The sequence below is a fragment of the Caballeronia sp. A2-2 genome (genome assembly GCF_057612605.2).
The window spans coordinates 1,287,951-1,300,836 of record NZ_CM172587.1 but is presented as its reverse complement, the minus strand read 5'-3'; the positions used below and the strand labels follow the sequence as shown (position 1 = coordinate 1,300,836).

General features: G+C 60.4%; 13 protein-coding genes. 7 read left to right on the top strand and 6 right to left on the bottom strand.

The genetic code is table 11. From position 1 onward, the window contains the following. Nucleotides 1–2 precede the first annotated feature (2 nt). Nucleotides 3–947: a Csu type fimbrial protein gene (locus tag ACZCWR_RS06130; RefSeq protein ID WP_487302821.1), complete on the top strand. Its 945-nt coding sequence runs from the start codon at nt 3–5 to the stop codon at nt 945–947. Between the two features lie 22 nt (nt 948–969). Here the strand turns inward: ACZCWR_RS06130 and ACZCWR_RS06125 are convergent, their stop codons facing one another. The 4 genes from ACZCWR_RS06125 to apbC all read right to left on the bottom strand — a co-directional run bounded on the left by ACZCWR_RS06125 (nt 970) and on the right by apbC (nt 5,859). Further along, nucleotides 970–3,255, bottom strand: coding sequence for an Orn/Lys/Arg family decarboxylase (locus ACZCWR_RS06125; RefSeq protein WP_487302820.1), 2,286 nt, complete (start codon nt 3,253–3,255; stop codon nt 970–972). A gap of 108 nt (nt 3,256–3,363) precedes the next feature. Further along, entirely contained in the window at nt 3,364–3,933 is a 570-nt protein-coding gene (dcd, locus tag ACZCWR_RS06120) for a dCTP deaminase (RefSeq protein WP_487302819.1), read from the bottom strand. Nucleotides 3,934–4,109: 176 nt separating this feature from the next. Continuing rightward, nucleotides 4,110–4,646: a superoxide dismutase family protein gene (locus ACZCWR_RS06115; RefSeq protein ID WP_487302818.1), complete on the bottom strand. Its 537-nt coding sequence runs from the start codon at nt 4,644–4,646 to the stop codon at nt 4,110–4,112. A 124-nt stretch (nt 4,647–4,770) separates the two neighbouring features. Continuing rightward, the gene (gene apbC, locus ACZCWR_RS06110) at nt 4,771–5,859 is read right to left on the bottom strand and encodes an iron-sulfur cluster carrier protein ApbC (protein WP_487302817.1); all 1,089 of its coding nucleotides are present in this window, start codon (nt 5,857–5,859) and stop codon (nt 4,771–4,773) included. A gap of 282 nt (nt 5,860–6,141) precedes the next feature. Between apbC and ACZCWR_RS06105 the strand changes: the two genes are divergently transcribed. Further along, nucleotides 6,142–6,798 (top strand): YiaD family glycine zipper/OmpA-like lipoprotein, encoded by a 657-nt coding sequence (locus ACZCWR_RS06105; protein ID WP_487302816.1) that lies wholly within the window; start codon nt 6,142–6,144, stop codon nt 6,796–6,798. A gap of 241 nt (nt 6,799–7,039) precedes the next feature. Here the strand turns inward: ACZCWR_RS06105 and ACZCWR_RS06100 are convergent, their stop codons facing one another. Both ACZCWR_RS06100 and ACZCWR_RS06095 read right to left on the bottom strand, forming a co-directional pair. Beyond that, complete coding sequence (locus ACZCWR_RS06100; protein ID WP_487302815.1) at nt 7,040–7,459, bottom strand: type II toxin-antitoxin system HicB family antitoxin; 420 nt, start codon at nt 7,457–7,459, stop codon at nt 7,040–7,042. A 38-nt stretch (nt 7,460–7,497) separates the two neighbouring features. Next, a complete protein-coding gene (locus tag ACZCWR_RS06095; protein ID WP_487302814.1) occupies nt 7,498–7,677 on the bottom strand; it encodes a type II toxin-antitoxin system HicA family toxin in 180 nt (59 codons plus the stop codon). Nucleotides 7,678–7,904: 227 nt separating this feature from the next. Between ACZCWR_RS06095 and metG the strand changes: the two genes are divergently transcribed. The 5 genes from metG (at nt 7,905) to ACZCWR_RS06070 (ending at nt 12,864) form a co-directional block, all read left to right on the top strand. Next, nucleotides 7,905–10,028, top strand: a complete 2,124-nt coding sequence (gene metG / locus ACZCWR_RS06090) for a methionine--tRNA ligase (RefSeq protein WP_487302813.1) — start codon at nt 7,905–7,907, stop codon at nt 10,026–10,028. Nucleotides 10,029–10,224: 196 nt separating this feature from the next. After that, complete coding sequence (locus ACZCWR_RS06085) at nt 10,225–11,028, top strand: DcrB-related protein (protein ID WP_487302812.1); 804 nt, start codon at nt 10,225–10,227, stop codon at nt 11,026–11,028. Between the two features lie 11 nt (nt 11,029–11,039). Continuing rightward, nucleotides 11,040–12,146, top strand: coding sequence for a colicin E5-related ribonuclease (locus ACZCWR_RS06080; RefSeq protein ID WP_487302811.1), 1,107 nt, complete (start codon nt 11,040–11,042; stop codon nt 12,144–12,146). 2 nt (nt 12,147–12,148) lie between these two features. Further along, nucleotides 12,149–12,496, top strand: a complete 348-nt coding sequence (locus ACZCWR_RS06075) for a colicin immunity protein (protein ID WP_487302810.1) — start codon at nt 12,149–12,151, stop codon at nt 12,494–12,496. A gap of 62 nt (nt 12,497–12,558) precedes the next feature. Beyond that, a complete protein-coding gene (locus ACZCWR_RS06070) occupies nt 12,559–12,864 on the top strand; it encodes a hypothetical protein (RefSeq protein WP_487302809.1) in 306 nt (101 codons plus the stop codon). Nucleotides 12,865–12,886 lie beyond the last annotated feature (22 nt).

Here is a 12,886-nt window from a genome sequence, read left to right as displayed (position 1 = left end):
TCATGCGGATGGTGATGGCCGGACTCGTCGCGCTGTGTGCGTGGCTCGCGCTGCCGAACGCGGCGCACGCGCAAACGTGTTCGTTCTCGGTGGGCTACACCGACTTCGGCGAATACGACACGACCTACAGCGAGCCGACCGAAGTGGTCGGCGCGGTCATCGTCAATTGCAGCGGCTACAGCACGCCGATGGTCCGCCTGTGTCTGAACATCGGTTCGACGCGGCCGCGCGTGCTGACCGGCGTCAACGGCACGACGCTCGACTACAACCTCTATACCGATGCCAATCACGTGAACATCTGGGGTTCGGTTCTGAACCCTGCGACCACGCCGTATGTGATCGACCTGCCCGTGCATCCCAGCGGCAATGTATGGGCGCAGGAACCGTTCTACGGGCGCATTCCGCCCGGCCAGCAAGTGACGATGGGCACGTATTTGCAGACGTTTTCCGCTGCGGATACCTACTTCGTCTATGTCGGCTACAGCGGCACGCCGCCCGATTGCAGCACGGCGACCGTGCCTTATCAGTCAGCATCGTTCGTCGCGATGGTCAATGTGGGAAGCAACTGCAACATCACCGCGACGCCTTTAGCCTTCGGCCAGCAACTGGCGATCGATACCGCGATCGACGCGACCAGCCGCATCACCGCGACCTGCACGCCGGGCGCGGAATTCAACCTTGCGTTGAACGGCGGTTCGTCGGATGGCGGCACCATCGCCGCGCGCAAGCTCACGCGCGCGGGGGGCACCGAAACCATCGGCTATCAGCTTTATCTCAACTCGGCGCATACGGCCGTCTGGGGCGATGGCACGCAAGGCTCGTCGCCCGCCTTCGGCGACAGCACCGGCGCGGCCCAGACCTTCACCGTCTATGGACAAGTCCCGGCGCAGGCCGCGCCGATGCCCGGCCGCTACACCGACACGATCACCGTGCTGATCGTCTGGTGAAGCGGCCGCGCGCCGATGAACCTCAGGTCCGCACGCAGTCCACGAAATATTCGATACGCCCGTTGATGACCTCGCCGACGAGCCCGTGAATATCCGTGTGGAAGCCGGGGAAGCGCTCGTTGAACTCGCGCGCGAAGCGCAGATAATCGACGATCGTGCGATTGAAGCGCTCACCCGGAATCAGCAACGGAATGCCCGGCGGATACGGCGTGAGCAGAATGGACGTCACGCGCCCTTCCAGTTCATCGATGGGCACGCGGTCGATCTCGCGGTGCACGAGCTTGGCGTACGCCTCGGACGGTTTCATCGCCGGTTCCATGCTGGAGAGGTACATCTCGGTCGTGAGCCGCGCGATGTCGTTGGCGCGATAGACGCTGTGAATCTGCTCGCACAGATCGCGCAGGCCAATGCGCTCATACGACGGATGCTGCGCGACGAATTCCGGCAGCACGCGCCACAAGGGCTGATTGTTGTCGTAGTCGTCCTTGAATTGCTGAAGCTCGGTGACCATGGAATTCCAGCGGCCCTTGGTAATGCCGATGGTGAACATGATGAAGAACGAGTACAGCCCCGTCTTCTCCACGATGATGCCGTGCTCCGCCAGATACTTCGTCACGATGGCGGCCGGAATGCCGCTGTCGCCGAACGAGCCGTCCACGTCCAGCCCCGGCGTGATGATCGTCGCCTTGATCGGGTCGAGCATGTTGAAGTTTTCCGCGAGCGCGCCGAAGCCGTGCCAGCGGTCGTTGGGCTTCAGCATCCAGTCTTCGCGGTCGCCGATGCCTTCTTCGGCCAGCGACTCCGGGCCCCAAACCTTGAAGAACCAGTCGTCGCCGTATTCGGCATCGACCTTGCGCATGGCGCGGCGGAAGTCCAGCGCTTCCGCGATCGATTCCTCGACGAGCGCGGTGCCGCCGGGCGGCTCCATCATCGCGGCGGCCACGTCGCAGGACGCGATGATCGCGTATTGCGGCGAGGTGGACGTGTGCATCAGATACGCTTCGTTGAAGCGGTGGAAGTCGAACGTGCTGTTCTCGCTGTCCTGCACGAGAATCTGCGAGGCCTGCGAAATGCCTGCCAGCAGCTTGTGCGTCGAATGCGTCGCGAACACGAGCGCGCCCGTGCGCGGCCGGCCCGCGCCGATCGCGTGCATGTCCTGATAGAACGAATGGAACTCGGCGTGCGGCAGCCAGGCTTCGTCGAAATGCAGCGTGTCGAGCAGATCGCCCAGCAAGTCTTTGATCATTTCGACGTTGTAGATCACGCCGTCATACGTGCTCTGCGTGATCGTGAGGATGCGCGGCTTCACCTTCGGGTTCTTCGCCAGCGCCTCGCGCGCGAACGGATTCGCCTCGATCTTGCGGCGAATGTTTTCCGGCTTGAACTCGTCGCGCGGAATCGGCCCGATGATGCCGAAGTGATTGCGCGTCGGCGTGAGGAACACGGGAATCGCGCCCGTCATGGTGATGGCGTGCAGGATCGACTTGTGGCAGTTGCGGTCCACCAGCACGATATCGCCCGGCGCGACCGTGGCATGCCACACGATCTTGTTCGAGGTGGACGTGCCGTTCGTCACGAAGAACAGATGATCGGCGCTGAAGATGCGCGCCGCGTTGCGTTCGGACGCCGCGACCGGGCCGGTGTGATCGAGCAGTTGCCCGAGTTCGTCCACGGCGTTGCAGACATCCGCTCGCAGCATGTTCTCGCCGAAGAACTGGTGGAACATCTGGCCGAGCGGGTTCTTCAGGAACGCCACGCCGCCCGAGTGTCCCGGACAATGCCACGAATACGAACCTTCGTCCGCGTACTGCACCAGTTCCTTGAAGAATGGCGGCGCGAGCGCATCCAGATACACCTTCGCTTCACGAATCACATGGCGCGCGACGAATTCCGGCGTGTCCTCGAACATGTGGATGAAACCGTGCAGTTCGCGCAGGATGTCGTTCGGCAAGTGGCGCGACGTGCGCGTTTCGCCGTACAGGAAGATGGGGATATCCGCGTTGCGGCGGCGCACGGCGTTGATGAACGCCCGCAGCGCCACGATGGCCGACGCCAGTTCCGGCGTGTCGCCTTCCACCACGACGTTGTCCGCGTAGGGCAGCAGTTCGTCGTCATCGATCGACAAAATGAAACACGAGGCGCGGCTCGACTGTTGCGCGAACGCGGCCAGGTCGCCGTAGCTCGTCAGACCGAGCACTTCGGCGCCTTCTTTTTCGATCGCCTCGGCCAGCGCCCGGATGCCGGAACCCGAAATGTTCTCGGAACGAAAGTCTTCGTCGATGATGACGACAGGAAAGCGAAACTTCATGAGGCGATTCTCCAAATGGAACGACCGCTGCGCCGAGTCTCCGAACTCGATGCCAGCGGTCTTTCGACAACCATCGCTGGTTGATGTTTCTCCAACGTACGAGCGATATCAGGTTTTCGGCAGTGTGACGCCGTGCTGACCTTGATATTTGCCGCCGCGATCCGCATACGACGTTTCGCAAACGTCGTCGCTCTCGAAGAACAAAACCTGAGCGACGCCCTCGTTCGCGTAGATTTTGGCAGGCAAAGGTGTCGTATTCGAGAATTCGAGCGTGACGTAACCTTCCCATTCCGGTTCGAACGGCGTCACGTTGACGATGATCCCGCAGCGCGCATACGTGGACTTGCCCAGACACACGGTCAGGCACGAACGCGGAATGCGGAAATATTCGACCGTGCGCGCCAGCGCGAACGAGTTCGGCGGAATGATGCAGACATCGCCCTTGAAATCCACGAAGGACTTCTCGTCGAAGTTCTTCGGATCGACGATGGTCGAATTTATATTGGTGAAGATCTTGAATTCGTCGGCCACGCGAATGTCGTAGCCGTAGCTCGACGTGCCGTAGGAGACGATCTTGCGGCCGTCCTCGCTCACGCGCACCTGATCGCGCACGAACGGCTCGATCATTTTGTGTTCTTCGGCCATGCGCCGAATCCACTTGTCGGACTTGATGCTCATAGGGGACGTTACCCAACGTTGAGGCGCGCGGATTTCATGCTCGCGGCCGCGGTGAAACGGAGCCTGGCCGTGCGTCGCATGTGCGTATGCATGTGCGTGTGCAGGCCAGACAATGTCGATGACGAAAGCGCGTATTTTACGCGAATGGCGCGGCGCGTTTGCAGGCCGCGCGGGCTTTATCGACGGATCACGCCGCAGGCGAGCGCCGGGCCGACATTGTGCGGAGAGACCGCGTAAGGATCGGTGGCTTCCCGATGCAGCATGATGGCGCGCGAGATGACCGAGCGCACGCCGTCGAGCGAGACATCCGTCGCGACGATGAAGCCGGTGGCCGCGCCGGTGGCATCCGCGCGAATGTTGCCGAGTTCGCCCTCCAGCCGCGCGCCCGCGCGCGTGCGTTCGGACGGCACCGCGAACACCGGGCCCGCCGTGTCCTGATCGCTCACCGCGATGCAATCGCCGCGCTCGTGAACTTCGAGCGCGTGCTCGCTGTTGGGCGGCATGTCGGTGAGGTTGTACGAAACCTGCACGCCATCGGCGCGTTCGATCAGCGTGATCGTGCCGCGCGCGTTGTAGCCGGGCGTGGGCGTGAGCGTGGCGTCCGCGCGTTTTTCATGATTCTGAAAGAGGATGCCGCAGCCGCTCAGCATCACGCTGCACGCAGTCATTGCAAACAAGGCGTAAAGCGCCCTCCCGTCGAACCTGTCTCTCATGCGATCCTCTTGGCGGCCCGCTCGGACCCATGTGCCGGCATTGCCGCGTCAAGGCGACATCATAACGCGAGCCGCGCTGCACAAGGCTCGCGACCATCGCGACGATTCGCTTCGACTTTGGGCCTTACGTGTTCTGGACCACGATGCTCGGAAACTTCGAAGTCATGTCGCGCTGACGTTCGGCAATGGCGACCGCCACGCGCCGCGCAATCGCCCGATAACTGTCGGCGATGCCGCTCTCCGGCTGCGACACGACCGTGGGCTGACCGGCATCCGTGCGTTCGCGAATGGCGATATCGAGCGGCAAGGAGCCGAGAATCTCCACGCCGTATTCCCTCGACATGCGCTCGCCGCCGCCCGCGCCGAAGATATGTTCTTCGTGACCACAGTTGGAGCACACATGCGTGCTCATGTTCTCGACGATGCCGAGAATCGGAATGCCGACCTTCTCGAACATCTTCAAGCCCTTCTTGGCATCGAGCAGCGCGATGTCCTGCGGCGTCGTGACGATGACCGCGCCCGTGACCGGCACTTTCTGCGAGAGCGTGAGCTGAATGTCGCCGGTGCCGGGCGGCATGTCCACGACGAGATAATCGAGGTCCTGCCAGTTGGTCTGACGCAGCAGTTGTTCGAGCGCGGAGGTGACCATCGGGCCGCGCCAGACCATCGGGTTGTCCTGTTCGATCAGAAAGCCGATGGAGTTCGCCTGAATGCCGTGGCCGGTGAGCGGGTTCATCGACTGGTTATCGGGCGATTCGGGACGGCCGCTGATGCCGAGCATCATGGGCAACGAAGGGCCGTAGATGTCCGCATCCAGCATGCCGACCGACGCGCCTTCCTGCGCAAGCGCAAGCGCCAGATTCACCGCCGTCGTGCTCTTGCCCACGCCGCCCTTGCCCGATGCCACCGCGACAATATTCTTGACGTTAGGCAGCAATTTCACGCCGCGCTGGACTGCGTGCGCGACCACTTGCGAAGAGACAGCGACCTCGACTTGCTGCACGCCCGGCACTTCGCGCAGCGCGTTCGTGACCATCGCGCGGATCAGCTCGAACTGCGTTTTCGCCGGATAGCCGAGCACGACGTTCACGCTCACCTTCGCGTCATCCACGCTCACGTTTTTGATGCTCCTGGTCTCGACGAAAGTACGCCGGGTATTCGGGTCGGTCAGGGTGGCAAGTGCGGTGTCGATCTTCGCGCGGTCGATGCTCATCGAAACTCCGTGGGAACAGTGGTTGCTCAGCGCCGTCGATGGCTGACAACTATCTGATGAATTTGCAAGTATTTGTTAGACCCATTGCGCGGTTTTCACGCGCGTTGCACTATCCCGCAGCAAAGTTTTCCGGGGACTCATGCTATCGGGCAGAGTGACGCCTTTCTGACTATTGTAGAGGCTCGGTCCGGTGCTCGTCCGAAGACCCCTTTGACCATGCCGGCACTGCCGGCGCATTCGCTGCGCGTGAGCCGAAAGGCTCGTTGAAACAAGGAGATCGAAATGAATGGAAAGTTGATGGTTCGTCTGTCCGTCTTTGCGTTGATCGGCGGCTTGCTCGCCGGTTGCCAGACTCAGCAAGGCACGAATGCGGCGGTCGGGACCGGCGCGGGCGCGGCCACGGGCGCGGCGATCGGCGCGATTTTCGGTGGCGGCAAGGGCGCGGCCATCGGCGCGGCGGCGGGTGCGGCGACGGGCGGCGTGGTCGGCTACAACTGGCAGTCGATCAAGAACAAGATTTCCGGCGACTCGAAGGGCACCGGCACGCAGGTTACCGAGCAGCAGGATGGCTCGCTCAAGGTCAACATCCCGAATTCGATTTCCTTCGATACCAACAGCTACGCGATCAAGCCGTCGTTCGATCCGGTGCTGAACTCGGTGACGCAGACCTTGCAGCAGCATCCGGAACTGGTCGCGAACGTGATCGGCCATACGGATAACACCGGCACGCCGGCGTACAACCAGACGCTTTCGCAGAACCGCGCGCAGAGCGTCGCGGCGTATGTCTCGACGCACGGCGTGGCGGCGCAGCGTCTGTCGTCGCAGGGCATGGGCCAGAACCAGCCGATCGCAGACAATTCGACCGAAGCGGGCCGCGCGCAGAATCGTCGCGTGGAAATTTACCTGCGCGCGATGGCTCAGCCGGGTCAGGCGCAGTAATGCGTTGATTTTGATGGAGAAATCGCCGTTTTTGCTGAAACGGCGGGCGGCGGACAACGGCGGCGAACGCATGACGTAAAAAAATTTGAAACTCGCGCGCGCCGTTCGTGTCTGTCTCTTCGGTAGGCGCGCGACCAGGTCGCGGCCTGCCATTCTCCTCTTGTCGTTGTTGCTCCGGGGCCCGCTTTGAGCCCCGGTTTTTTTTTGCGCGCTGGATTGGTGCAGGTTGTTTCGAACGCGCTTAGGCAACCGATATGTTCAGTCTCTTGCCGAGTGTCAAAAAGGCCGCCTCGATCGTCTCGATCTTTGAAGAATGACGCGGATCGAGCAGGCGATCCACCTGTGGCATATGCACGTTCAGACGACGTGCCAGTTCCGCCTTGCGAACGCCTTGGCGGATCATTTCATTGGCAAGCAGAACTTTCGACACGACAAGCGCGGGCAAGATTACGACGTGCTGCCCCTTCTTCGATTTCGACGGCATTGGAACTTCACGCTTCTCATCGAAGTAGATTTCGATAGCGCTTTCGAGTGCATCGAGCGCGTTGAGCAGCGCTTCGTCTTCGTCGTCGCCGACGGAAATAGCTTCCGGAATGTCCGGAAAGCTGACCAGATAGGTGTTGTTGGTGTCGAGTTCCAGATTCACTGGATAGGACAACATGGTGGCGGATTCTCCGAAGAACATTGCGGCGCCTCTTCTCATTTCAGTCCAAGTTGCTTTTTGATTCGCGCGACCAGTCCTGTACCGATTTCGCGGCTGCCGTGATCAGGGAAGATGGTGCTTTTACCATTGAGCGTCACGCGAAAGTGACTACCCCTGGCAGGGGCGAACTGCGCTCCCTGCTCTTTCAGCCACCTCCGGAACTCGCTGTATTTCATACCCTCTCCAACGCTTGTCGAAGAAGTCAAAATACAACATCTATGTTGTATCATGCTACGCGAAAAAGGCAACTTATTTGTTGTTTTTCGTAGTTGCCCAAACGCAGCGATTTCAACCACCATCACGCGAGACCTTCGCCACCACCCACCACGCCCTCCTCCCCCTCCCTGCTAAAATCGAAATTCCGCTTTTTCCCCCAACACCAGCATTCCCGGGCCGCGCCTTTATGTCAGCACCGATTTCCGCTACCGCTTCCGCCGCGCCTGCCGCTCAGGGCACACGCCGCCAGATTCTCGTCACGTCCGCGCTGCCGTATGCGAACGGTCAGATTCATATCGGCCACATGGTCGAATACATTCAGACGGACATCTGGGTTCGGACGCTGCGCATGCACGGCCACGAGGTCTATTACGTCGGTGCGGACGACACGCACGGCACGCCGATCATGTTGCGCGCGGAGAAGGAAGGCATCACGCCCAAGCAACTGATCGAGCGCGTGTGGAAGGAACACAAGCGCGATTTCGACAGCTTCGGCATCTCGTTCGACAATTACTATTCGACCGATTCCGACGAAAACCGCGTGCTCTCCGAATCGGTCTATCTGGCGCTGAAGGAAGCCGGTTTGATCGAAGCGCGCGATATCGAACAAGCCTACGATCCGGTCAAGGAAATGTTCCTGCCGGACCGCTTCATCAAGGGCCAGTGCCCAAAATGTGGCGCGAAGGATCAATACGGCGACAACTGCGAAGTGTGCGGCTCGACCTATCAGCCGACCGACCTCATCAACCCGTATTCGGTGGTGTCGGGCGCGACGCCCATCCGCAAGACATCGACGCATTATTTCTTCAAGCTCTCCGACCCGCGCTGCGAAGACTTTCTGCGCGGCTGGGTGAGCGGCCTTGCGCAGCCCGAAGCCACGAACAAGATGCGCGAATGGCTCGGCGACAAGGGCGAATCGAAACTCGCCGACTGGGACATCTCGCGCGATGCGCCCTACTTCGGCTTCGAAATTCCCGGTGCGCCGGGCAAGTACTTCTACGTCTGGGTCGATGCCCCGGTCGGCTATTACGCGAGCTTCAAGAATCTGGCGGACCGCATCGGCCTGAATTTCGATGAATGGGTCAAGCCAGGCGCTAAGGCCGAGCAGTACCACTTCATCGGCAAGGACATTCTGTATTTCCACACGCTGTTCTGGCCGGCGATGCTGCAATTCTCCGGCCATCGCACGCCGACGAACGTGTTCGCGCACGGCTTCCTCACCGTGGATGGCGCGAAGATGTCGAAGTCGCGCGGCACGTTCATTACCGCGCAAAGCGTGATCGACACGGGCATCAATCCGGAATGGCTGCGCTATTACTTCGCGGCCAAGTTGAACAGCACGATGGAAGACATCGACCTGAATCTGGAAGATTTTCAGGCGCGTGTGAACAGCGATCTGGTCGGCAAGTACGTGAATATCGCGAGCCGCGCGGCGGGTTTTCTCATCAAGCGTTTCGATGGGAAAGTGCAGGACAGCGCGATGCAGCACCCGCTGCTGGCGCAGATGCGCGCCGCCGTTCCGCAGATCGCGGGCTTCTACGAATCGCGCGAATATGGCCGCGCGCTGCGCACGACCATGGAACTCGCGGATGCCGTGAACGCGTACGTCGATACCGCCAAGCCGTGGGATCAGGCGAAGGACCCGGCCAACGCCGTCGCGCTGCATGAGACGTGCAGCGTGAGTCTGGAAGCGTTCCGTCTGCTGTCGCTGGCGCTCAAGCCGGTGCTGCCGACGCTGATTCAATCGGTGGAAGCGTTCCTCGGCATTGCGCCGCTGGTGTGGACGGATGTGGACACGCCGCTGTCGTCGTCCAGCGCGATCAATGCGTACAAGCATCTGACCACGCGCGTCGATCCGAAGCAGATCGAAGCATTGCTCGCGGCGAATCGCGAGTCCTTGCAGCCGGGCGCGGAAACCGCGGCGCCTGCATCGACGGCGAAGAAGGACGTCAAGAAGGAAGAGGACGCTGGCGTCATCTCCATCGATGACTTCGCGAAGGTCGATCTGCGCGTGGCGAAGATCGTCGATTGCCGCGCGGTGGAAGGCTCGGACAAGCTGCTGCAACTGACGCTCGACATCGGCGAGGAAAAGACGCGCAACGTGTTTTCGGGCATCAAGTCGGCGTATCAGCCGCAGGATCTGATCGGCAAGCTGACCGTGATGGTCGCCAATCTCGCGCCGCGCAAGATGAAGTTCGGCATGTCGGAAGGCATGGTGCTGGCGGCGTCGGCGGCGGATGAGAAGGCGGAACCGGGGCTTTATATTCTGGAGCCGCATGATGGCGCGAAGCCGGGAATGCGGGTGAAGTAAGCGCATCGGCATGAGATACGAAAAGGGCACGCGAGGTTGGCGTGCCCTTTTTGCTTTAGGCAGGATCGCTGATTGATGACAGCAGAATTGCGCTTCAGTCATCGTATTTCCTTGCGGATGTTCAGATTTTTCGCCTTACCTGGCACCCTGCTTTCAAGAAAAATCGGTCCTCGATATCAAAGCTTTCGAGGCACGCTTGAGCATTTATCGTTTCCAGGAAGGCAGCATTGTCCCTCCCGATGGATGGCGCAATCAGTCCATCACGTCATTTCGGCTGACAGGCTCCGGTGACCCGAAGAAAGACGCGGCCATTCTCATCACACGTGACGACGACGCTCTACACGACGACCTTCACGAATACGTAGGTCGGCAACAACGCGCGTTGGAAAAGCAGTTTCCCGGCTTCACACTTCTCGGGCACGCCTCATTCACGCTGGACGGCGTCCCGGCAGTGCTGCTCGACTATTGGTGGCGCGGGACGCATGCGCCGATGCGGCAAAGCCAGGCGATTGCTCACGTCGGAACCACGATGTTGATCTTCACCCTGACTGCGCACATCGAGCACTTCGAACGATACACGACGACGTGGACCGCACTGCTGTCGTCGTTCCGCTGTAGCGGCCGCAGCCGCGACCCTTCCGGTTCCGAAGCCGATGATCCGAGTTCGCCGCAACACGCAATCACCGGCTATGTGTTCGCGTTGCACAGGCCTACGCAAACATTAAGCGTTCTCGCCACTCGCGCCGACGCACTCGCATTTGCTCCGGCTCATGAAATCGCTGCCGGGCAATGGACGTTCTTCGACCACACCGGAAGGCGTCTGGAGTCGTGGCTCCTGACTGCGGGCGTCCACACGTTGCAACCTGGCGACCCCATCGCCGGCGCGTTGAGTGGGTACTTGTCATCGGTCCGGCTAGGCATCGGTCTGGCGCCATTCGATTCGATTCGGTCGATCGAAGAGTGGCTCGCGCGGCCCGAAAACCGTCGCTCTCACGCATGAGCGAAGGGTCGATGGCATTAAGCGCAGCCCGGCATGGTGACGATATCGGCCATGACTTCGGACTGGTCGGCATGGTCGCAGGCGCGCTTGCCGGAGCCGCGATCGGAGCGGCAATCGTTGCAGCGGGTGTGGCAACCGGTGGCGTGGCAATCGCCGCCGTCGTGGGCGGTGCGATCGCCATGGGAGGACTTTCCGGCGGCTCCCTTGCACACGGCATTCAGGAAGTTTGCGATATCCCGGACCCCACCACGGGCACACTCACTTCGGGCTCCCCTGACACGTTTGTCAATGGCCAGCGGGCTCAGCGAGCAGGCGTCGACGGGGTTGCCTGCTGCAACGGCCTGTACAACTTCAATCACTGGTCGAAGCGCGTGCGCATCGCGCAAGGATCGAGCACCGTATGGGTGAACGGAGCGCCGATGGCGCGAACCTCGGACAAGATGGAATGCGGTGCGACGATCAAAGCGGGAAGCTCGAATGTGGTCGTCGGCGGGGCAGCGGTCACTGTTCTTACCATCTATGACGCCGAGGCGGCTTTTCAGACTGCTCTTGAGTTGTTGGGCGTGGTTTCGCTGGGCCTTGCAGGCGCTGCCGTCTTCGCGGCAGGTGGACTGGAGGCTGTGCTTGGCTTGGGAGCCGTAGTGGTTCTCACTGGCGAAGGCATAAGCGAATTGAAATCGTGGGGCGATTCGCTCGGATCGGGATGGGGCGATATATTTGCCGGGGTCGCAGGGTTTGCGTTGTTGGGGTTGGGCGCGAAATTTAGCGGTCCGAGTCAAGAATCTCCCGTTGTGAACGCGGACAGGTTCACCTCGGATCGGCCGCCACCCGGTCCAAGGCTCGTGATCGACGATAAGATTCGGGCTCAAATGAAAGAACGCGGGTGGTCGCAGTCCGATATCGAGTCTACGGTGCGGGATGGCGCGACCGGCAGAACCATTGACAAGCGTTCCGCCGGAAAAACTCCGGATGGCGTCGCGCGAGACGATCCGGCATCCGTTTATGGATCTCCTTCTGCTTACGTGGTCGTGAATGATCGTACCGGGGAGATCGTTCAACTCAGCAGCCGGCGCGTGTCCGACTGGATCCCAGACGGACGAATCAAGTGGAATGAATAAAAATGATCTTCGACTATCGCAAGCGTTACGACTCAGCTTCCGAGTTTTTTGAATTGAACGGCAGCATCACGATGAAGCTGACTGCCGACGCTGCTCGCGCCGTCTGCCGGACTGCAAGCAAACATGGGCTCGTTGTTTTTCGTGTCGAAGGCGGCATCTGGCATAACCCCGGGTTCGAGGCTCGACTGGACTGTATCTGGGATGGGAAAATGCCACCGCTCAATGAAACGGCGGCAATCGAAAACAATCGATCGGCTGAGAAGTTTATCGCCGACGAACAGTCTATTCACGACGTGTTTATTGTCAGTACGACTTCCTACAGGCACAACGCCACCCCACTTAGTCGATGAATCGCGAAGTGCTAATCATCGATCGGTCAGGCAACGTAACCACTCTTGACTTGGGAAAGTAAGTGTCTGTCGATCTATTTTGCTACGTGAAAGGGCTACCCTCGGCATCGGACGCAACGCTGACACGGCTCAAAGAGAGCCGTCCGGACTTTTTCGACCATAAGTTTCTGATTTCGGCATCGAGAGCAACGAGCGCACTACACCGTGAGATAGCTGGCGAGTTCGGTATGGTCCCAGACACTTTGTTTCTGGTGCACCTGAACGATAAAGAGTTCGCCCAGGAACTGGCTTCCGTCGCTGGGCTTCTCAAGTCGGCCTACGGTCCTGAGAATATCCTGATCCTGCTTCAGAACGAAAAGCGCGTGTGAATGAGTTCTTAGCGCACTGCCT

Bases quoted from the DNA above. Each gene is read 5' to 3' on its own strand.
- ACZCWR_RS06100 (WP_487302815.1), bottom strand. From the start codon at position 7,459: ATGTTGTCCTATCCAGTGAATCTGGAACTCGACACCAACAACACCTAT.
- ACZCWR_RS06130 (WP_487302821.1), top strand. From the start codon at position 3: ATGCGGATGGTGATGGCCGGACTCGTCGCGCTGTGTGCGTGGCTCGCG.
- ACZCWR_RS06115 (WP_487302818.1), bottom strand. From the start codon at position 4,646: ATGAGAGACAGGTTCGACGGGAGGGCGCTTTACGCCTTGTTTGCAATG.
- ACZCWR_RS06095 (WP_487302814.1), bottom strand. From the start codon at position 7,677: ATGAAATACAGCGAGTTCCGGAGGTGGCTGAAAGAGCAGGGAGCGCAG.
- ACZCWR_RS06125 (WP_487302820.1), bottom strand. From the start codon at position 3,255: ATGAAGTTTCGCTTTCCTGTCGTCATCATCGACGAAGACTTTCGTTCC.
- dcd (WP_487302819.1), bottom strand. From the start codon at position 3,933: ATGAGCATCAAGTCCGACAAGTGGATTCGGCGCATGGCCGAAGAACAC.
- ACZCWR_RS06075 (WP_487302810.1), top strand. From the start codon at position 12,149: ATGATCTTCGACTATCGCAAGCGTTACGACTCAGCTTCCGAGTTTTTT.
- apbC (WP_487302817.1), bottom strand. From the start codon at position 5,859: ATGAGCATCGACCGCGCGAAGATCGACACCGCACTTGCCACCCTGACC.
- ACZCWR_RS06105 (WP_487302816.1), top strand. From the start codon at position 6,142: ATGAATGGAAAGTTGATGGTTCGTCTGTCCGTCTTTGCGTTGATCGGC.
- ACZCWR_RS06080 (WP_487302811.1), top strand. From the start codon at position 11,040: ATGGCATTAAGCGCAGCCCGGCATGGTGACGATATCGGCCATGACTTC.
- metG (WP_487302813.1), top strand. From the start codon at position 7,905: ATGTCAGCACCGATTTCCGCTACCGCTTCCGCCGCGCCTGCCGCTCAG.